Source organism: candidate division WOR-3 bacterium (assembly GCA_013177935.1).
In the GTDB taxonomy this organism is placed as follows: Bacteria; Hydrothermota; Tepidihabitantia; order Tepidihabitantales; family Tepidihabitantaceae; genus Tepidihabitans.
In genome coordinates this window covers 330,262-350,222 of record JABLXZ010000002.1, presented here as the reverse complement: position 1 = coordinate 350,222, position 19,961 = coordinate 330,262, and the positions used below count along the sequence as shown (strand labels likewise).

General features: G+C 52.9%; 17 protein-coding genes. 9 read left to right on the top strand and 8 right to left on the bottom strand.

Annotated elements, in window-relative coordinates; genetic code table 11:
* Nucleotides 1-13: 13 nt before the first annotated feature.
* From HPY86_04785 to HPY86_04750, 8 genes are all read right to left on the bottom strand, one after another.
* Entirely contained in the window at nucleotides 14-1,951 is a 1,938-nt protein-coding gene (locus HPY86_04785; protein NPV14229.1) for a CoB--CoM heterodisulfide reductase iron-sulfur subunit A family protein, read from the bottom strand.
* A gap of 4 nt (nucleotides 1,952-1,955) precedes the next feature.
* The gene (locus HPY86_04780) at nucleotides 1,956-2,828 is read right to left on the bottom strand and encodes a CoB--CoM heterodisulfide reductase iron-sulfur subunit B family protein (protein ID NPV14228.1); all 873 of its coding nucleotides are present in this window, start codon (nucleotides 2,826-2,828) and stop codon (nucleotides 1,956-1,958) included.
* Nucleotides 2,825-3,214 (bottom strand): heterodisulfide reductase, encoded by a 390-nt coding sequence (locus tag HPY86_04775; protein ID NPV14227.1) that lies wholly within the window; start codon nucleotides 3,212-3,214, stop codon nucleotides 2,825-2,827. The genes HPY86_04780 and HPY86_04775 overlap by 4 nt, the downstream gene beginning before the upstream one ends.
* A 54-nt stretch (nucleotides 3,215-3,268) precedes the next feature.
* On the bottom strand, nucleotides 3,269-4,141 hold the full coding sequence (locus HPY86_04770) for an FAD/NAD(P)-binding protein (GenBank protein ID NPV14226.1): 873 nt from the start codon (nucleotides 4,139-4,141) through the stop codon (nucleotides 3,269-3,271).
* Nucleotides 4,142-4,179: 38 nt separating this feature from the next.
* Nucleotides 4,180-5,205 (bottom strand): 4Fe-4S dicluster domain-containing protein, encoded by a 1,026-nt coding sequence (locus HPY86_04765; protein ID NPV14225.1) that lies wholly within the window; start codon nucleotides 5,203-5,205, stop codon nucleotides 4,180-4,182.
* Nucleotides 5,202-6,035, bottom strand: coding sequence for a 4Fe-4S ferredoxin (locus tag HPY86_04760; GenBank protein ID NPV14224.1), 834 nt, complete (start codon nucleotides 6,033-6,035; stop codon nucleotides 5,202-5,204). The genes HPY86_04765 and HPY86_04760 overlap by 4 nt, the downstream gene beginning before the upstream one ends.
* Nucleotides 6,036-6,038: 3 nt before the next feature.
* Nucleotides 6,039-6,467, bottom strand: a complete 429-nt coding sequence (locus HPY86_04755; protein NPV14223.1) for a hydrogenase iron-sulfur subunit — start codon at nucleotides 6,465-6,467, stop codon at nucleotides 6,039-6,041.
* A 396-nt stretch (nucleotides 6,468-6,863) separates the two neighbouring features.
* Entirely contained in the window at nucleotides 6,864-7,589 is a 726-nt protein-coding gene (locus HPY86_04750) for a DUF72 domain-containing protein (protein ID NPV14222.1), read from the bottom strand.
* 130 nt (nucleotides 7,590-7,719) lie between these two features.
* Between HPY86_04750 and HPY86_04745 the strand changes: the two genes are divergently transcribed.
* The 9 genes from HPY86_04745 to HPY86_04705 all read left to right on the top strand — a co-directional run bounded on the left by HPY86_04745 (nucleotide 7,720) and on the right by HPY86_04705 (nucleotide 19,938).
* Nucleotides 7,720-8,745, top strand: a complete 1,026-nt coding sequence (locus HPY86_04745) for a hypothetical protein (GenBank protein ID NPV14221.1) — start codon at nucleotides 7,720-7,722, stop codon at nucleotides 8,743-8,745.
* Between the two features lie 30 nt (nucleotides 8,746-8,775).
* Nucleotides 8,776-10,599 (top strand): PQQ-binding-like beta-propeller repeat protein, encoded by a 1,824-nt coding sequence (locus HPY86_04740; GenBank protein NPV14220.1) that lies wholly within the window; start codon nucleotides 8,776-8,778, stop codon nucleotides 10,597-10,599.
* A 97-nt stretch (nucleotides 10,600-10,696) separates the two neighbouring features.
* Nucleotides 10,697-12,028 (top strand): hypothetical protein, encoded by a 1,332-nt coding sequence (locus HPY86_04735; protein NPV14219.1) that lies wholly within the window; start codon nucleotides 10,697-10,699, stop codon nucleotides 12,026-12,028.
* Nucleotides 12,029-12,031: 3 nt separating this feature from the next.
* Nucleotides 12,032-12,871, top strand: coding sequence for a hypothetical protein (locus tag HPY86_04730; protein ID NPV14218.1), 840 nt, complete (start codon nucleotides 12,032-12,034; stop codon nucleotides 12,869-12,871).
* A 6-nt stretch (nucleotides 12,872-12,877) separates the two neighbouring features.
* Nucleotides 12,878-14,188 (top strand): hypothetical protein, encoded by a 1,311-nt coding sequence (locus tag HPY86_04725; GenBank protein NPV14217.1) that lies wholly within the window; start codon nucleotides 12,878-12,880, stop codon nucleotides 14,186-14,188.
* Nucleotides 14,189-14,231: 43 nt separating this feature from the next.
* Nucleotides 14,232-16,349, top strand: a complete 2,118-nt coding sequence (locus HPY86_04720) for a PQQ-binding-like beta-propeller repeat protein (GenBank protein ID NPV14216.1) — start codon at nucleotides 14,232-14,234, stop codon at nucleotides 16,347-16,349.
* A 97-nt stretch (nucleotides 16,350-16,446) separates the two neighbouring features.
* Complete coding sequence (locus HPY86_04715) at nucleotides 16,447-17,778, top strand: hypothetical protein (GenBank protein NPV14215.1); 1,332 nt, start codon at nucleotides 16,447-16,449, stop codon at nucleotides 17,776-17,778.
* A gap of 3 nt (nucleotides 17,779-17,781) precedes the next feature.
* Nucleotides 17,782-18,621 (top strand): hypothetical protein, encoded by an 840-nt coding sequence (locus HPY86_04710; protein NPV14214.1) that lies wholly within the window; start codon nucleotides 17,782-17,784, stop codon nucleotides 18,619-18,621.
* A 6-nt stretch (nucleotides 18,622-18,627) separates the two neighbouring features.
* A complete protein-coding gene (locus tag HPY86_04705) occupies nucleotides 18,628-19,938 on the top strand; it encodes a hypothetical protein (GenBank protein NPV14213.1) in 1,311 nt (436 codons plus the stop codon).
* The last annotated feature ends 23 nt before the right edge of the window (nucleotides 19,939-19,961 follow it).

Sequence of the window (19,961 nt, the reverse complement as noted above, 5' to 3'; positions counted from 1 at the left end):
CTCTCCTGCTCAATCATACATCCACCATCCTTGCCAGCGCCTTCTTTGTCCAGTTCTTTAAATTCATCGCTCCAGAAGGACAGGAAACCGAACAGGCACCACACCCTTCACACATTGCCAACTGCACCACCGCCTTGCCGCGCACCGGGTCAACCTTAACCGCCTCATAAGCACAGGTTCGTTCACAATTGCCGCAGCCGACACAAATCTCCTCATCAACCTCAGCCACGACCGGTTCGTGGTAAAGTTCGGTTGTGCCAAACATCGACAATACCTTTGCCGCCGCTGCTGATGCCTGTGCCACGGTCTCGGGAATATCCTTTGGTCCCTGGCCGCAGCCGGCAAGGAAAAACCCCGCTGCCAGCGTCTCAACGGGCCTTAATTTGGGATGTGCCTCAGTCTGGAACCCATTGGCGTCCAGCGCCACTTTCAACTTACGCGCCAGCGTCACACCCGCCGGATTCGGCACAACCGCGGTCGCTAAGACCACCATATCCGCCTCAATTTCAACCTTTTTGCCGGCAAGGGTATCTGCTGCCCAGACCACCACCTTATCACCCCGCCGGAAAATCTTGGACACCTTGCCGCGCAGATACTGTACCCCCTCGTCAGTTGCCCGGCGGTAAAACTCTTCAAAACCCTTACCCGGGGTGCGGACATCGATGTAACACACAATCGCCTCACCGTTATGCACCCGGTGCTTGTACAATAGCGCATGCTTGGCGGTGTACATACAGCAAATTTTTGAACAGTAAGGCACACCCTGAGTTGAGTCCCGGGAACCGGCGCACTGCACAAACACCACCCTTTGCGGCACCTTGCCATCCGAAGGCCTGCGCACCTCACCCGCAAATGGACCTGATGCCGAGAGTATCCGCTCAAATGCCAGTCCGTCAATCACATCCGGCACCGCACCGCCGCCGTAATATCCCAGCCGGTTCTGGTCAAACAACTCATAACCAGTGGCAAGGATAATCGCGCCCACCTCCTCCTCAATAAACCGCTCCTGGTCATCATACCGTATCGCATCTGCCGGACACACCTTCGCACACACCCCGCACTTCTTGCCATGCAACTGCCGGCAGTTTTCGCTATCAATCACCACTTTGTTCGGCACCGCCTGGGGAAACAGCCGGTAAATTGCCCGGCGCCGGGTCAGGTTTCGGTCAAAACTCGCCGGGACCCGCACCGGACACTTCTCAAGGCAGATTCCGCAACCCGTGCACTTCTCAATATCAACATAACGCGGCTTCTGCCGAATCTTCACCCGAAAATTGCCGACAAAACCGGAAACATCTACCACTTCAGAATAGGTTAATAGTTTAATGTTGGGATGTCTCCCAGCCTCCACAGTGCGCGGGGTCAAAATACACTGCGAACAGTCCAGGGTCGGAAAGGTCTCGGACAGCTGTGCCATATGACCGCCAATTGAAGGCTCCTTCTCAACCAGAACCACCTCGTAACCCGCATTCGCCACATCCAGCGCCGCCTGAATCCCGGCAATACCCGCTCCAACCACCAGACACCGCTTCTTCATTGGCACCTTTACCCGCTCCAGCGGTTCATCCATCCGCACCTTCTCAACCACAGTCGCAATAATTCCCTCTGCCTTCCTTGTTGCCGCATCCCGGTCTGCGGTCACCCAGGAACACTGCTCCCGAATATTGGCAATTTCACACAGATACCGGTTCAGACCCGCCTCTTCGGTCGCCTTCCGGAAGGTCGCCTCATGCAGACTCGGCGAACAGCAGGCAACAACCACCCCTCTTAGATTCTCCTTCTCAATTGTCTCCCGGATTAAACGCTGCCCCGGGTCCGAACAGCAGTACACATAGTCAATACAACTCACCACCCCGGGCAAACCCTTCACCCGCTCCCGCAACTCCGGCACCTTAACCACACCCGCAATATTAATCCCGCAGTGACAGATAAAAACACCAACCCGCTTCATAGTCTCACAACAACCCCTTCTCCTTCAAAAAATCCACCGGATTCAACTTATTATCCTCAAACCCTAACTCCTCCTCGGGCAAACCCAGCGCCAGACCCAAAAGTTGTGTAAAATACAAAACCGGCAGTACGGGCAAGTTCCTACGTGCCCCTACGCTCTTCTGCGCCATCTCCAGATTATACTGACACAGCGGACATGTTGTCACGATTAACTCCGCTCCCCAACTCCGGGCATTCTCCACAACCCGCATCGAACACTCCTGTGCCACCTCGCGCCGATTTACTACCAGATAGCCACCACAGCACTCCGCCTTAAAATCAAACCGCACCGGCTCCCCGCCCAGCTCCGCCACCAGTTCATCCATCACCATCGGATTCTCCGGGTCGTCAAAACTCAAAACCTCCTTCGGCCGCACCATCAAACACCCATAATAACACGCAACCTTCAACCCGTTCAACGGCTTACTCACCCGCCTTCGCACCCCTTCCCACCCTATATCCTCCTTCAGCACCTCAAGATAGTGCACCACCCTCACATCCCGCTCCATCTTCTCCTCCACAAACTCTAAAACCCGCTGTCGCTCCAGCTCATTACCCGGTATGTTCAGCCGCGCCCCCGCCCGCTTCAAAACATTGTAGCAGGCGGCACAAAGTGTCACCAGCCTATCTCCCAGCTGACTTGCCTTTGCCAGTACCCGCACCGGTCCCACCTGACCCGCAATATCATCACTGCCCGTATTAAAAATCGCGCCACAGCAGTTCCACGACGGCAACTCCTCAAGGGTTATTCCGACCCGCTCCGCGGCTCTTCTGGCGCACCGGTCAAGGTTCTTTGCCTTCGAGTAGAGTGTACAACCGGGATAGTACAGATACCTCATACCGAAAACTTCCGGAAACTGGCAATAAACGCCTGCTGGGGCACATCCTCAAGGTCCGCGGGCACAACACAATCCGGGTCAACCACGCTGCGCTTCGTCCGCAAGATTAATAGCCGGCACGCCTCCGCAATGCGCGCATAATCCACACCACGGGGACAGCGTGTCCCGCAAACCAAGCAGGAGGCGCAGAGCCAGATACCCTCGCTCTGGAGCAACTCCTCAACCCGTCCTAACTGTAAAAGCCGAATCGCCTTACTGGGTGGCGGCTCCATTGCGGTCCCAATCGGACAGCCGGCACTGCAACAGCCGCACTGATAGCAGTCCGCAATGCGCTGTCCGGACAGTGTTTCAATTTCGCGCACCAACTCCTCTGGTGTTCTATTCATACCTCACCCTATTCTGCGCTTCTGCTTTTCTGCTTTACTCTATCCGCTCTCATCTCAATAATCCTCCGGTAGCCGGAGCAACTCCTCATAGGAAAAAACCGGACCATCTTTGCACACATACTTCGGACCGATGTTACAGCGGCCGCACTTACCAATCCCGCACTTCATCCGATTCTCCAGGGACAGGAAAACCTGCTCGGGCTTAAATCCCATATCCTTCAAAACCGGATGGGTAAAGCGCAGCATTATTGGCGGTCCGCACACCAGCGCCACCGCATTGCCCGCTTCAATCTTCACCCCTTTTAAAATCTCCGGCACCAGACCCTCGCGCACCGCTGTTTCGCCTTCATTATCCTGGACAAAAAAGTCGGCGCCACAGACCCGGTCCGCGCACAAATTCAACTCCAGTTCCGGGCTTTTGCTCCACGCTTTTAACTCCACTTTGTAAAGCAGTTCTCCTGGTGTTCGGGCGCCATAAACCACAACCAATCTGCCGTAATTGGGCCGGTTCTCTTTTTTCAGAATGTGGACAATCACCGCGCGCAGGGTGGTGAAGGAGAAACCGCCCGAAACAATTAAAATATCCCGACCCGACATCAATGTCCAGGGATAGGTGGAACCGAACGGTCCGCGCAAGCCGATGACCGCACCCTCATCCATCTCATGCAAAGCGGTCGTAAAAGCGCCCACGCGCTTCACGGTGAATTTCAACAACTCCTCATCCGGCGCACTCGCAATCCCGAACGGCGCCTCACCCACACCAGCAATGGAAAGAAAGGCAAACTGCCCGGGCAAAAAACTCCACTTACCCCTTTCGCTCTCATCAACAAACCGCAGGTCAAAAGTTTTCAAATCCCGCGCGTCATTTTCAATCGTCACCCGCTCAATCCGCACCGGTACCGGCTTATAAGGATTGCCCGCCGTCATTCCCCTCTGCTCTTCTGCGCTTCTGCTCTTCTGCTCTATCATACACCCTCTAAAATCTCTGCTACCGCCACGCGGATGTCAATCCCGGCTGGACAAACCCGCACACACCGCCCGCACCCAACACACGACAGTTCACCAACCATATCCACGGTGTACTTAAACTTATCCATAACCCGATTTCGGTAACGGCCGGCGGGATTGAGCCGGGGGTTGTGTCCGGATGCGTGCTGGGAGTACAGGGTAAACTGGCACGAATCCCACACCCGGCTTCTCTTCTTCTTGCCCCGCACCGTTTCGTCGGTAATATCAAAACAGTGGCAGGTCGGGCAGAGAAATGTGCAGGCACCGCAGTTTACGCACTCCAGTGTCAGCCGCTCCCATACTGGGGAATTAAACCCTTTATCCAGCACCTCCTTCAGCCGTTTCAGGTCAATCCTCAGCGCCATTTTCCCTTCTGCCTCCTGCCGCCTTTTTTCCGCCTCCACCTCAGCCTCTTTGCTCGGCGCCGGAAACCCCGCCAGAACTTTTTCGCCCTTCTCGGTCACCGCCTCACCCACAAAACCGCCGTTTACCTCCCTTAACAAAACATCCAGCCCCTTACCCTCGTGTGGACCACCACCCACCGCTGTGCAGAAGCAACTCTCCGCCGGACTGTTGCAGGCAACTCCAATCAAAGTTGCCTTCTCCCGCCTCTCCCGCACCAAAGGGTCCTCTGGCTTATTCTCCACAAAAAACCGCTCTAAAAACGCCATCGCCCTACCATCACAGGGCCTCAACCCGAAAACTACCACCTCCGGCACCTCAGTAACTTCAACCGCCCGCTCCCCATCAAACTCAAACATCACCTCGCTTTGGGGAAACACAAAAACCTTTGCCGGCTTCCGTGTGTTGACCTCTTCACCTTGCAACACCGCTTGCGCGCCGCTCAATACAACCTCATCTATTGAACTCACCCGCGCCCAGCCTGAATACCCGCCCTTCTTCACCGGTGCAAACAATTTGCCCGCGCCGGCAAATTGCTCCAGCAGTTTCTTCAAATCCTCGCTCTTCAGAAACACCTTCATCGGATAAACTCCTGCGGGTCATCGGGCTTAAAAATCGTCAGTGCCGGCATCTCATCCGGCTTGGCACCGGCAACCAGCCCGAACCGTTCCCGGACAATCTTTGCCACCTGGCGATTAAACCGCATCAGGTCAATCCCCATCGGGCAGGCACGATGGCACGCACCGCACTCAACGCATCGGCCCGCCATATGCAGCGCCCGCATAATGTGAAACACTATATTGTCCGAAACATTGTGCGTCTTACCAACCAGCGCCGGCATCGATGCATCAACAAAACACACCGGACAGTAACAGTTCGGACACACCTGGCGGCAGGCATAACACCGAATACACCGAGCCACCTCCGCACTCAAAACCTCCCACCACTCATCCGGCGTCAACCGGTCAAACTCATCCTCCACCGTCTCCGGCTCAAAATGCACCTCTTCTCCTACCATCTCATCGTAAATCACCGGATTCGGATATCGGCAACTCCTGCAGGCAACCGACTTCTCCCCTTGCACCACAACGCCTTCACAACCAACACCTAAGATATAGACCTTTTCCCTTTCAATCTGCTTTTCCTGCAAAAGAACCACAATAGAGCGGGAGTCACAACCCCGCGCCACCACCGCCACCTTCCCCTTATCTTTTACCTTCAACAGGTAATTCGCCAGATTCTGACTGCAGGCTGAATCAAAAATCAGCCGGTCCACTTCCTCTGGTCTCGTAATAAACGCCACCTGGGAAATTCCGGGCCGCGAACTCGCCCTGTATCCCAGAACCCCGACCACCTCCTGCTTTTCCAGCAACTCTTTTGCCCGCTCCCGCAACCGCGCCACCTTATCCACCGCTCACTGCTCCTTTATTAACTTTCGATTCGGACCAAGTTGCCTGACGTTATCTGTAACCTCGCGCACCAGTTGGGCAAAACGCTCACCTTCGGATGCCGAAACCCAGGCAAAGGTCACCCTGCCCGGTTCCAATCCGCAGAACTGAAGCAGGTCGTGCAACACCGCAAACCGCCGCCGGGCAACATAATTCCCGGTCAGATAATGGCAGTCTCCAGGATGGCATCCTGAGACTAAAACACCATCCGCACCCTGTTGTAATGCCTGTAAAATAAAAAACGGGTCAACCCTGGCAGAACAGGGAACCCGCAAAACCCGCACATTGGGTGGATACTGCATTCGGGAAATACCAGCCAAATCCGCGCCCGCGTAAGAACACCAGTTACACAGAAATGCCACAATCTTAGGCTCAAACTTAGATGACTCCGCCATAGTTGAAGTCAAAATTATAACCCCGTAATTTTCCCCTGTCCAGTTTTACAACACAAATTAACCATCCTGTCTATCAAGAACCCAACCTTTTTCAGCAATATCCCGGGTAACTGGTCCGGTCTTATTAAAATTTAAACTGAACAAAGGGCTAACAGTCTATTAAACCCTGAATGGACCTTCACTATCATTTGGGAAATCACTGAGTGAATCATTCCGGGAGTCGTTGGGGGAACCGTTCCCTGAACCCTTACCGGGAGTATATCTAAAGTACTGCGCCCCTCCTCTTCTGCTCTTCTCCCCTCGCCCCTTGTGGGAGAGGGGTAGGGTGAGGGCTTCTGCACCTCTGCTCTTCTGCGCTACTCTTTTCCACTTCCCCTTGCGGGAAAAACTCTCCTCTTACATTTCTCCTCTCCCCTTGCGGGAGAGGTCTGGGTGATGGGAAAGCAGTTTGAGCATCATCCGGGCATTATTGAGCATAGCCTCATCATTGTTGAAGAAAACATATGCCGCCTTCGGTTTCTTCGCCCGGACTTTTTGGACCACTTCTCGTAACTCGCGGCTGGTGTAATTGTGGTGATACCAACCCTCTCTCCCGTGCATACGAAGATAAATAAGCCCGGAACTATTGAAAATCTCGCGGGAGAGCGTCGGCGCATCTACCGAAACAAGAGTAATTCCCAGTTCCTTTGCCCACAGTTCGGTCTCGGGGTTCAACCATTCGTTGTTCCGGCACTCCAGGGCAAACCTTTTGCCCAAACCGGTCTGGCGAACAAAATCGCCAATTCGCTGCTTTGTTTGCGGGGTCAATTGGGGTGGAAGTTGAAATAAATAAAAATCAATCAGGAAATCCAGCGGCTCAAAAAGCGCACGGAACTTTTCCCACGCTTTATAACCTTCTTCGCTGAAACGGTATTGGTGTGTAACCAGCCGGGAAACCTTTACTGCCCAGCGCAAATTTTTGCCCTTATTCGCCCACGATTTAACCTGATTCGGAAATGGAAACCGGTAAAACGAGGCGTTCAGTTCAACCGCATTCAGACCCGACCGGGAAACAAACCAGTCCAGCCGCCGCTCTGGATTCCAGGAGTAGAACCAGCCTGAGGTTCCAACAAAAACGCGCACTGTTAATGATAAATCAGCCCTGTGGACTGTCAAACCGGTATTTTACCGGCAACAATCCTTTGCTTGACATTGAACAACTTAAACTTATAATTTACCTAACTTGGCAAGCTGCAACCTAAAAGGAGGAAGAATGCGCAAAGAAGGTATCGCTTTTGCGGCAGCTGCGATAATATTTCTGGCTCTTACCCTGCCCGTCTTTGCCGAAATGGCAAACAACAGCCCTTGCCTTTGCGGGGCAAAGATAACGCCAATCCAGGGAAGCGCCAGAAATGTTTATATCGCCCAGGTCCGGTATTCTGATCCGGACAACGACCCGCCAGCAAAGGTTGAGGTTTATATCGATGGCATCGCTTATCCAATGCGCCGTGTAAAAGGCAAGCCATCCGCCGGTATTTATCAGGCACGGTTGACCCTGCCCCCGGGTGAACACAAGTACTACTTCTACGCCGAGGATGTGCGGGGAATGTCAATTCGCTTCCCCCGCTACGGCGAAAAACCCGGACCGTTTGTGGGCACTGGGAAACAGATTTACGACCGGCTGCCGGTGCTCAGTAACGGTGGCGTTCATGAAGATTATATCACCGGGACCAATATGTACACATTTACCGTTGAGTACCTCGATAAAGACGGCAAAAACCCAAAGGCGGTGCGCGTAGTAATTGACGGGATACCCTACGATATGGCACTACTTCAGGGTACACCCGCTGCTGGAATCTATTACTACAAAACCACTTTAACCCCGGGTAACCATGTGTACTACTTTGTAGGCATTGACGACTGCGGCTCCTGCGTGCTTCACCCAAAGCACGGCGTCATCTTCGGACCAAAAGTTGGTGAACTGGAAAATCGCTCGCCCGCTTTGATGGGTGAAAAGGTTGAACCCGCTGCCGGCTATCCCAATACCGTTTTTACCTACTATGTAGAATACCGGGACCCGAACAACGACCCACCGGCTCGAGCCGAAATCTATATAAATGGTAAACCCTTTGAGATGCGTCTGGTCGGCGGTAAACCCCACACTGGTCTCTACCGGTACCAAACCCGGCTATATCCGGGCGCGTTCCACAACTATTACTTCTACTTTGAAGACGGTAAAGGCGGTTTCTGCCGTTATCCGGAAATTGGCTATTTCCACGGACCAGTTGTAACAAGATAATAAACAAAAAATGAAAAGGGAGGAAATGTTATGAAAAGAAGTTTCGGTCTAGTCGCTTTGGTTGCGGCATTCGTGGGACTCATATCCCTTGGCTGCCCCAAGTCCAAGGCACCCTCAACGCCGATAATCTCCTATTCACCGGAATCAACCTGGGTCAACGCCACGACCTCAATCCGGGTGTTCACATCTGTTTCCGGGAACAAAGATGTCCGGTTCATCGTTGACCTCGGTCAGCCTGATGGCAAAATGGACACCTCCGATGTGTCGCCAAGTGGTGACACCGTTGTCATCACTCCAAAATGGACCCAGGTCGGAACATTCAGCTACAAAGTCGCTGCCTATCTTGACGAAGACCCGACAAAAATCTCGGAATGGTCTGAGGCAAAACAGATTCGCGTGCTGCCCAACAACCCACCGGAAAACCTCTGGTTCTGGGTACCAAACTTAGTCCCGAAGAAGGTTGACCAGGAGTTCATCGCCAGCGCCACCGACCCAGAAGGCGATTCGATTGAGTTTTATTTCGACTTCGGCGACGGTTCCAAGGGATGGGTTGGCACATTTGTCGCTTCTGGGGAAACACTTTCCTATACTCACCAATACGACGACACTGGCAACTTTACGGTAAAGGTAAAAGCCCGGGATAAAAAGCGCTCAGAGTGCGCCCCGGAATCAACCGTGATTACCGTTGTTGCCCAGGGACGCGTCCGCTGGTACTTCGCCGGGACAGTTAGCGGAGACTCAGAACCACCCATCGCATCACCGGCGGTGGTCATTAGCGGTGTCGACACATTGATTTACACCTACTGCGATGACGGTTACTTCTACTCGGTCAAATACGGTGACGGCAGAAAAAAGAATTCGGCAAACAGCAGTAAACCGGACCCGGAATCTTACATCTTCCAGGGCAATCCTGCCTACTGTGCAAACCTGGCACACATTATCATCGGAAGCGACGACGGCTACCTTTATGCACTGGAAGCCAGCGGTCTGAGTCAGGCGTGGAAATGGCAGCCCGACACCACTGAGCACGGCTGGGGTACACCGGCAATCAACGGCAATAACATCTACATCGTATCCGATGCCAACGACACCTTATATTACCTCCAGGATGCGGGCAGTGCCTGTAATCGTCTTGGTGCCTACAAACTGCCGGCGAGTGTTGTTGGTGCACCGGTCATTGACCGTTCCGGCTATGTTTTGGTCGCGCTCGACAACGGAACAGTTTATAAGATGGAACCGAATATCCAGAGCCCGGCATGGGTCTGCACGCTTCGTCTGAACTCTGCTCTGGGTTCACCGGTAATGGGTGACGACGGTGTCATCTATGTTGGTGACGACTCCGGTTATGTTTATGCGATAAACGAAGACGGCTCCAAGAAGTGGGAAAAACTTGTTGACCCGGCAGGAATTGCCGGGCTGGTTTTAAGCCCATCGTATCTGTTTGTCGCCACCAGTGGTGGTAAGGTTGTTGCCCTCCAGCCCGCTAACGGCAACGAAGGCTGGAGCCAGCAGCACACAACAAACGAAATCATCGGCTCCCCGCTCCTTGCTGCCAACGGCTACCTCTATTTTATGGATGATGAGGACCAACTGTGGGCGCTGGACCAGGCAACCGGAGACCTCAAGTGGGTTGCTGACTGCTATACACAGGTTGCAGGGCGAAGCAGGACGCATCGGCCGCGCCGTCTGCTTGAAGAAAGCTACCCGAGCCTTGCGGTTGGTCCAACCGGTGATATCATCGTCGTCGGTAGTAACTATATGTACTGTGTCATCGGTCCCACAGACGGCACCCTAATGCAGGGCGCGCCCTGGCCCAAGTGGCAAAAAGACGAGTACAACACCGGTAAAAAGTAGGGCACATAATTATTTGCTCCTACACGCGCAGGGGGATGGTTTCCATCCCCCTGTTTTTTATCTTGACTTTAAGCCGATTGCCGGTAATGTTTGTTTGATGCGCCCCATCGCTATTTTGTTCGCACTAATTTTAACTTTCCTCTCCGGCTCCTGTAGCAGTGCCGACCCGGTAGTTGCTCGGGTAGACAATATTTCAATAAGAAAGTCCGCCCTTATCAGTTCTGTGCCACAATCGATTGAGCCGGGAAAAGAGTCCATTGCGGTTCAGGAGTGTCTCGAGGGATTAATAAATCAGGAGCTGTTCGTTCAGGAGGCGATACGCCTGGGTCTGGACTCCGCCATCGCCTATCCCTTAGAACTGGAAAAGAAGGGTCTGGTAATTTCTGAACTTTTTTCTGATATCGCTCGCTCCAGTCCACCGGTTCGCGCCCAGGAGTTACAGCAAACTTACAATTTGTTGAGCGTTCAGGTTCATTGTCGGGTCATCGTCGTAAAAGAGGAAACTGTTGCTCAACGTCTTTACCGGGAACTGCAAAGCGGTGCCCAATTTGAAAGCCTCGCGGTCCGTCATTCAATACACCCGAGCCGCACCCGCGCGGGCGATGTTGGTACGATTCCCGTTTACTATATTGAGGAGCCGATGCGCAGCGCGGTTATGGCACTGCAACCGGGCGAGTACACCAAACCGATTTTTTTTGACTCCACTTATCAGATTGTCCTTTTGCTGGACCGGGGTCCAACCGACCCACCCCTTCCACCATTTGGCGAGGCGAAGCAGCAACTTGAAGAGCAGATTAAAATCTCCCGACAGCGCAAGGCGGCAAATGAGTATGTTACCCGGTTAAGAGCACGCCTTGTTTACAACCCCCAGGGCTTATCTGTATTCTACAAACCGGTCGATTCAATCACCGAGGCGGAAAAAGAGGTGTGGGTTGCAGTGCGGGATTCAAGTAAGTATGTCAAAGTGGGGCGGCTATTGCACATCGCACGCCGCTTTCCAGCCGGTTTGGACACCGCCATCCGCACCTATGCGATTAAGCGGGCAATTGAAGACGACCTGATGTACGAAGACGGCTTGCAGCGTCGTCTTGACCAAACACCAAAGGTCAAAGAACAAATTGAGCGCCGACGGCGTAAACTGCTTTACGAAACTCTTTATAACCGTATGATAACCAGTAAGATTCAGGTTTCGGACTCTGATGTCTATAACTACTATCAGAATCACCGCGACCGTTATCCGGGAGAAGATTTCGCTCTGGTTGCCCCGCTCATCCGCAACAACTTAATCCTGGAACAACGCACCGCCCGGTATCAGGAGTATCTCGCCCAGCTCCGCTCTCGGGCAAAAATCAGTGTCAACCAGGGCGTACTCAAAAGGGTCGCCGCCGAAATTGCCCAAAAGCATAAAGAAAAGCAAACAAAGGAGTGAACGATGAAAAACCTGTTGACAATTTGTTTTATTTTAATTGTGCTTCTTCTAAATTGCACCAATAGTCCATCTGGATTACATCCTCCCAAAGGCAAGGTCGTCGCCCAAGTCAACCGTGACCAAATCACTGCACCCCAGGTGGACTATGTCGCCGAACAACTGCGGGCTCAGGTTTCACCCAGCAACTTACCCAAAATCCTTGACCGGATGACCTCAATCGCCTTGCTTGCCGAGGAGGCGGTGCGCCGGGGTTATCTAAAAGACGAAAAGGTTGCTTCGGGCCTTGCCTGGATGGAACGGATGTTTTTAGCCAACGAACTCGCCTCCCGGATTGCGGAATCAATCGAACCCACGCCCGAGCAAATCTCCGCATACTTTCAAGAGCACCGCACCGATTTTACCCTCGGTTTAAAGTTGATGCTGATGGTGTTGCCCGACTCCATCACCGCCGAACAGACCTTAAGCGAACTTAAACAGGGCGCCGATTTTGTCCGTCTGACGCGCGAACGCTCTATGGACACCACCGCGCTCAACATCCCCGGTTACCCAACGCGCGGCGTCGGTATGTCGCTGGGCTGGAGCCTGCGCGATGAAGAAAAGGTATTTGCCCTTAACCCGGGAGAGGTGTCGCCAGTTATTGCCACCCCGCTCGGCTACCAGATTGTCAAAGTGTTAGAGAAGAAAAAAATCAATGAAAATCCCAGTTTTAACGAAATTACCCAGTACTACATTTCGGAAGCGTTAAAGAGTGAGCAACGGCGTACCACTCTGGACAGTCTTCTCAACAGCCTCCGGGAGAAGGCAAAAATCACTCTGAAACCGGAAGAGTACAGCCGGCGCTAACAGTCAATGTTTCGGTCCCGTCGCGGTCTGGCTTCTCTTTTACTCTTGCTACTTTCGCTTTTCGACGGCGCTGCCTTTGCCGGCAGTGCTGACCGCATCGCCGCCATCGTTGGCAATAAAATCATCCTCGAAAGCGAAGTTCTACAACTGATGACCTACCTGCGACTTATGAGCGGCGACACTGTTACCGATGACAGTACACTCCGGAACGGCGTCCTCCGCCGGTTGATTGATGAAGCGCTCCTCTCCGAACAGGCAGAACAGGAGTCGATTGATGTCACCCGTGAAGAGGTTGCCGCCGAAGTTGGGGAAAACCTTAACTCGTTAAAGCAACGATTCGCTTCGGAAGAAGATTTTCGGCAGACCCTCGCCGCCGAAGGTCTAACCGAAAAACAGCTTCGCGACCGAATCGGCAAAGAGGTCCGCCGTAACCTCCTTGCCCGCAAACTGCTTGAAAAAGAAGGACTGACCCAGATTTACATCTCGCCCGCCGAAGCCGAACAGTTCTACAACACGCATAAAGACTCAATTGCCCGTGTTCCCGGCAGGGTAGAACTGAGTCACATCCTCATTGCTCCAAAACCATCCGATTCTGCCGAAGCGGCCGCTGGCCAGCGTGCCCAGGACATATTGACCCTCCTTGCAAAAGGCGGCGACTTTGCCACCCTTGCCCGCTCCTTCTCGGATGACAAAAAAACCGCCAGCCGTGGCGGCGATTGGGGCTGGCAAGACACCAATGCCATACCCTGGGAGTTTAAACTGGTCCTTAATCAGTTAAAACCCGGGCAGATTTCTCCGCCCTTTCGCATCCGTACTGGCTACTGCATTGCTCAATTAACCGAAAGAAGTAAAAACCGGCTCCGTTTTCGTTCAATCTTAATCGCGGTACCCATCACCCGCAGCGACACCCTGCGTGCCCTTGCGACCGCGCGTAAGATAAAAAGTATGCTCAAACAGGATGTCCCGTTTGAATCCCTTGCCCGCCGCTACTCCGATGACCCCGAAACCGGTAAACAAGGAGGCTACCTCGGGACCTTTTACATTGATGGATTGATGCCGCCTTTTGACCAGGTAATCAGTCAACTGGACTCTGGTGCGGTCAGCGAACCGGTACTTTCCGAACATGGGTTTCACATCATCAAAATTCTCGCCAAAGAACCTACCCGTATCCTATCATTTCTTGAAGTCCAGGATGCGATTCGCAACTATCTCTATGAACAGACCTTTGCCGAGCGCCTACGGCAATACCTTAACCGGGTGGAACGCAACATCTATGTTGAGGTCAAAAGCCCAAATCAGGAAAACAACTCTCCTTGACATAATGATAGTAAACATTTTATAATAACAAAAAGGAGGATACATGGGAAAAAGGTTAGTTCTGGCAGCAATTCTGATTATGGTTGTCGCCCTCGGAGTTGGCTGCCGCAACAAACCACCGCAGATACCTGCAAAACCAATTGGCAATACCCTCGTCACCCTCGGGGACAGCGCAACTTATCACTCGGTTACCACCGACCCCAATCGTGACCGGGTGCTCTACATCTGGGACTGGGGTGATGGGAAGTTTGACACTTCAGCCCTTGTGCCATCCGGTGACACGGTTTATGCCACTCATCTGTGGGAGGCGGTCGGAACCTACCCGGTGCGGGTGCGCGCCAAAGACGACAAGGGAAACTTCAGCGCGGAGTGGAGTGATACCTTGGTTGTGAATGTTGTTCTTGGCAAGTCCAAGGCACCCTCAACGCCGATAATCTCCTATTCACCGGAATCAACCTGGGTCAACGCCACGACCTCAATCCGGGTGTTCACATCTGTTTCCGGGAACAAAGATGTCCGGTTCATCGTTGACCTCGGTCAGCCTGATGGCAAAATGGACACCTCCGATGTGTCGCCAAGTGGTGACACCGTTGTCATCACTCCAAAATGGACCCAGGTCGGAACATTCAGCTACAAAGTCGCTGCCTATCTTGACGAAGACCCGACAAAAATCTCGGAATGGTCTGAGGCAAAACAGATTCGCGTGCTGCCCAACAACCCACCGGAAAACCTCTGGTTCTGGGTACCAAACTTAGTCCCGAAGAAGGTTGACCAGGAGTTCATCGCCAGCGCCACCGACCCAGAAGGCGATTCGATTGAGTTTTATTTCGACTTCGGCGACGGTTCCAAGGGATGGGTTGGCACATTTGTCGCTTCTGGGGAAACACTTTCCTATACTCACCAATACGACGACACTGGCAACTTTACGGTAAAGGTAAAAGCCCGGGATAAAAAGCGCTCAGAGTGCGCCCCGGAATCAACCGTGATTACCGTTGTTGCCCAGGGACGCGTCCGCTGGTACTTCGCCGGGACAGTTAGCGGAGACTCAGAACCACCCATCGCATCACCGGCGGTGGTCATTAGCGGTGTCGACACATTGATTTACACCTACTGCGATGACGGTTACTTCTACTCGGTCAAATACGGTGACGGCAGAAAAAAGAATTCGGCAAACAGCAGTAAACCGGACCCGGAATCTTACATCTTCCAGGGCAATCCTGCCTACTGTGCAAACCTGGCACACATTATCATCGGAAGCGACGACGGCTACCTTTATGCACTGGAAGCCAGCGGTCTGAGTCAGGCGTGGAAATGGCAGCCCGACACCACTGAGCACGGCTGGGGTACACCGGCAATCAACGGCAATAACATCTACATCGTATCCGATGCCAACGACACCTTATATTACCTCCAGGATGCGGGCAGTGCCTGTAATCGTCTTGGTGCCTACAAACTGCCGGCGAGTGTTGTTGGTGCACCGGTCATTGACCGTTCCGGCTATGTTTTGGTCGCGCTCGACAACGGAACAGTTTATAAGATGGAACCGAATATCCAGAGCCCGGCATGGGTCTGCACGCTTCGTCTGAACTCTGCTCTGGGTTCACCGGTAATGGGTGACGACGGTGTCATCTATGTTGGTGACGACTCCGGTTATGTTTATGCGATAAACGAAGACGGCTCCAAGAAGTGGGAAAAACTTGTTGACCCGGCAGGAATTGCCGGGCTGGTTTTAAGCCCATCGTATCTGTTTGTCGCCACCAGTGGTGGTAAGGTTGTTGCCCTCCAGCCCGCTAACGGCAACGAAGGCTGGAGCCAGCAGCACACAACAAACGAAATCATCGGCTCCCCGCTCCTTGCTGCCAACGGCTACCTCTATTTTATGGATGATGAGGACCAACTGTGGGCGCTGGACCAGGCAACCGGAGACCTCAAGTGGGTTGCTGACTGCTATACACAGGTTGCAGGGCGAAGCAGGACGCATCGGCCGCGCCGTCTGCTTGAAGAAAGCTACCCGAGCCTTGCGGTTGGTCCAACCGGTGATATCATCGTCGTCGGTAGTAACTATATGTACTGTGTCATCGGTCCCACAGACGGCACCCTAATGCAGGGCGCGCCCTGGCCCAAGTGGCAAAAAGACGAGTACAACACCGGTAAAAAGTAGGGCACATAATTATTTGCTCCTACACGCGCAGGGGGATGGTTTCCATCCCCCTGTTTTTTATCTTGACTTTAAGCCGATTGCCGGTAATGTTTGTTTGATGCGCCCCATCGCTATTTTGTTCGCACTAATTTTAACTTTCCTCTCCGGCTCCTGTAGCAGTGCCGACCCGGTAGTTGCTCGGGTAGACAATATTTCAATAAGAAAGTCCGCCCTTATCAGTTCTGTGCCACAATCGATTGAGCCGGGAAAAGAGTCCATTGCGGTTCAGGAGTGTCTCGAGGGATTAATAAATCAGGAGCTGTTCGTTCAGGAGGCGATACGCCTGGGTCTGGACTCCGCCATCGCCTATCCCTTAGAACTGGAAAAGAAGGGTCTGGTAATTTCTGAACTTTTTTCTGATATCGCTCGCTCCAGTCCACCGGTTCGCGCCCAGGAGTTACAGCAAACTTACAATTTGTTGAGCGTTCAGGTTCATTGTCGGGTCATCGTCGTAAAAGAGGAAACTGTTGCTCAACGTCTTTACCGGGAACTGCAAAGCGGTGCCCAATTTGAAAGCCTCGCGGTCCGTCATTCAATACACCCGAGCCGCACCCGCGCGGGCGATGTTGGTACGATTCCCGTTTACTATATTGAGGAGCCGATGCGCAGCGCGGTTATGGCACTGCAACCGGGCGAGTACACCAAACCGATTTTTTTTGACTCCACTTATCAGATTGTCCTTTTGCTGGACCGGGGTCCAACCGACCCACCCCTTCCACCATTTGGCGAGGCGAAGCAGCAACTTGAAGAGCAGATTAAAATCTCCCGACAGCGCAAGGCGGCAAATGAGTATGTTACCCGGTTAAGAGCACGCCTTGTTTACAACCCCCAGGGCTTATCTGTATTCTACAAACCGGTCGATTCAATCACCGAGGCGGAAAAAGAGGTGTGGGTTGCAGTGCGGGATTCAAGTAAGTATGTCAAAGTGGGGCGGCTATTGCACATCGCACGCCGCTTTCCAGCCGGTTTGGACACCGCCATCCGCACCTATGCGATTAAGCGGGCAATTGAAGACGACCTGATGTACGAAGACGGCTTGCAGCGTCGTCTTGACCAAACACCAAAGGTCAAAGAACAAATTGAGCGCCGACGGCGTAAACTGCTTTACGAAACTCTTTATAACCGTATGATAACCAGTAAGATTCAGGTTTCGGACTCTGATGTCTATAACTACTATCAGAATCACCGCGACCGTTATCCGGGAGAAGATTTCGCTCTGGTTGCCCCGCTCATCCGCAACAACTTAATCCTGGAACAACGCACCGCCCGGTATCAGGAGTATCTCGCCCAGCTCCGCTCTCGGGCAAAAATCAGTGTCAACCAGGGCGTACTCAAAAGGGTCGCCGCCGAAATTGCCCAAAAGCATAAAGAAAAGCAAACAAAGGAGTGAACGATGAAAAACCTGTTGACAATTTGTTTTATTTTAATTGTGCTTCTTCTAAATTGCACCAATAGTCCATCTGGATTACATCCTCCCAAAGGCAAGGTCGTCGCCCAAGTCAACCGTGACCAAATCACTGCACCCCAGGTGGACTATGTCGCCGAACAACTGCGGGCTCAGGTTTCACCCAGCAACTTACCCAAAATCCTTGACCGGATGACCTCAATCGCCTTGCTTGCCGAGGAGGCGGTGCGCCGGGGTTATCTAAAAGACGAAAAGGTTGCTTCGGGCCTTGCCTGGATGGAACGGATGTTTTTAGCCAACGAACTCGCCTCCCGGATTGCGGAATCAATCGAACCCACGCCCGAGCAAATCTCCGCATACTTTCAAGAGCACCGCACCGATTTTACCCTCGGTTTAAAGTTGATGCTGATGGTGTTGCCCGACTCCATCACCGCCGAACAGACCTTAAGCGAACTTAAACAGGGCGCCGATTTTGTCCGTCTGACGCGCGAACGCTCTATGGACACCACCGCGCTCAACATCCCCGGTTACCCAACGCGCGGCGTCGGTATGTCGCTGGGCTGGAGCCTGCGCGATGAAGAAAAGGTATTTGCCCTTAACCCGGGAGAGGTGTCGCCAGTTATTGCCACCCCGCTCGGCTACCAGATTGTCAAAGTGTTAGAGAAGAAAAAAATCAATGAAAATCCCAGTTTTAACGAAATTACCCAGTACTACATTTCGGAAGCGTTAAAGAGTGAGCAACGGCGTACCACTCTGGACAGTCTTCTCAACAGCCTCCGGGAGAAGGCAAAAATCACTCTGAAACCGGAAGAGTACAGCCGGCGCTAACAGTCAATGTTTCGGTCCCGTCGCGGTCTGGCTTCTCTTTTACTCTTGCTACTTTCGCTTTTCGACGGCGCTGCCTTTGCCGGCAGTGCTGACCGCATCGCCGCCATCGTTGGCAATAAAATCATCCTCGAAAGCGAAGTTCTACAACTGATGACCTACCTGCGACTTATGAGCGGCGACACTGTTACCGATGACAGTACACTCCGGAACGGCGTCCTCCGCCGGTTGATTGATGAAGCGCTCCTCTCCGAACAGGCAGAACAGGAGTCGATTGATGTCACCCGTGAAGAGGTTGCCGCCGAAGTTGGGGAAAACCTTAACTCGTTAAAGCAACGATTCGCTTCGGAAGAAGATTTTCGGCAGACCCTCGCCGCCGAAGGTCTAACCGAAAAACAGCTTCGCGACCGAATCGGCAAAGAGGTCCGCCGTAACCTCCTTGCCCGCAAACTGCTTGAAAAAGAAGGACTGACCCAGATTTACATCTCGCCCGCCGAAGCCGAACAGTTCTACAACACGCATAAAGACTCAATTGCCCGTGTTCCCGGCAGGGTAGAACTGAGTCACATCCTCATTGCTCCAAAACCATCCGATTCTGCCGAAGCGGCCGCTGGCCAGCGTGCCCAGGACATATTGACCCTCCTTGCAAAAGGCGGCGACTTTGCCACCCTTGCCCGCTCCTTCTCGGATGACAAAAAAACCGCCAGCCGTGGCGGCGATTGGGGCTGGCAAGACACCAATGCCATACCCTGGGAGTTTAAACTGGTCCTTAATCAGTTAAAACCCGGGCAGATTTCTCCGCCCTTTCGCATCCGTACTGGCTACTGCATTGCTCAATTAACCGAAAGAAGTAAAAACCGGCTCCGTTTTCGTTCAATCTTAATCGCGGTACCCATCACCCGCAGCGACACCCTGCGTGCCCTTGCGACCGCGCGTAAGATAAAAAGTATGCTCAAACAGGATGTCCCGTTTGAATCCCTTGCCCGCCGCTACTCCGATGACCCCGAAACCGGTAAACAAGGAGGCTACCTCGGGACCTTTTACATTGATGGATTGATGCCGCCTTTTGACCAGGTAATCAGTCAACTGGACTCTGGTGCGGTCAGCGAACCGGTACTTTCCGAACATGGGTTTCACATCATCAAAATTCTCGCCAAAGAACCTACCCGTATCCTATCATTTCTTGAAGTCCAGGATGCGATTCGCAACTATCTCTATGAACAGACCTTTGCCGAGCGCCTACGGCAATACCTTAACCGGGTGGAACGCAACATCTATGTTGAGGTCAAAAGCCCAAATCAGGAAAACAACTCTCCTTGACATAATGATAGTAAACATTTTAT

Bases quoted from the DNA above. Each gene is read 5' to 3' on its own strand.
- HPY86_04785 (NPV14229.1), bottom strand. From the start codon at position 1,951: ATGAAGCGGGTTGGTGTTTTTATCTGTCACTGCGGGATTAATATTGCG.
- HPY86_04780 (NPV14228.1), bottom strand. From the start codon at position 2,828: ATGAGGTATCTGTACTATCCCGGTTGTACACTCTACTCGAAGGCAAAG.
- HPY86_04775 (NPV14227.1), bottom strand. From the start codon at position 3,214: ATGAATAGAACACCAGAGGAGTTGGTGCGCGAAATTGAAACACTGTCC.
- HPY86_04770 (NPV14226.1), bottom strand. From the start codon at position 4,141: ATGACGGCGGGCAATCCTTATAAGCCGGTACCGGTGCGGATTGAGCGG.
- HPY86_04765 (NPV14225.1), bottom strand. From the start codon at position 5,205: ATGAAGGTGTTTCTGAAGAGCGAGGATTTGAAGAAACTGCTGGAGCAA.
- HPY86_04755 (NPV14223.1), bottom strand. From the start codon at position 6,467: ATGGCGGAGTCATCTAAGTTTGAGCCTAAGATTGTGGCATTTCTGTGT.
- HPY86_04745 (NPV14221.1), top strand. From the start codon at position 7,720: ATGCGCAAAGAAGGTATCGCTTTTGCGGCAGCTGCGATAATATTTCTG.
- HPY86_04740 (NPV14220.1), top strand. From the start codon at position 8,776: ATGAAAAGAAGTTTCGGTCTAGTCGCTTTGGTTGCGGCATTCGTGGGA.
- HPY86_04735 (NPV14219.1), top strand. From the start codon at position 10,697: ATGCGCCCCATCGCTATTTTGTTCGCACTAATTTTAACTTTCCTCTCC.
- HPY86_04730 (NPV14218.1), top strand. From the start codon at position 12,032: ATGAAAAACCTGTTGACAATTTGTTTTATTTTAATTGTGCTTCTTCTA.
- HPY86_04725 (NPV14217.1), top strand. From the start codon at position 12,878: ATGTTTCGGTCCCGTCGCGGTCTGGCTTCTCTTTTACTCTTGCTACTT.
- HPY86_04720 (NPV14216.1), top strand. From the start codon at position 14,232: ATGGGAAAAAGGTTAGTTCTGGCAGCAATTCTGATTATGGTTGTCGCC.
- HPY86_04715 (NPV14215.1), top strand. From the start codon at position 16,447: ATGCGCCCCATCGCTATTTTGTTCGCACTAATTTTAACTTTCCTCTCC.
- HPY86_04710 (NPV14214.1), top strand. From the start codon at position 17,782: ATGAAAAACCTGTTGACAATTTGTTTTATTTTAATTGTGCTTCTTCTA.
- HPY86_04705 (NPV14213.1), top strand. From the start codon at position 18,628: ATGTTTCGGTCCCGTCGCGGTCTGGCTTCTCTTTTACTCTTGCTACTT.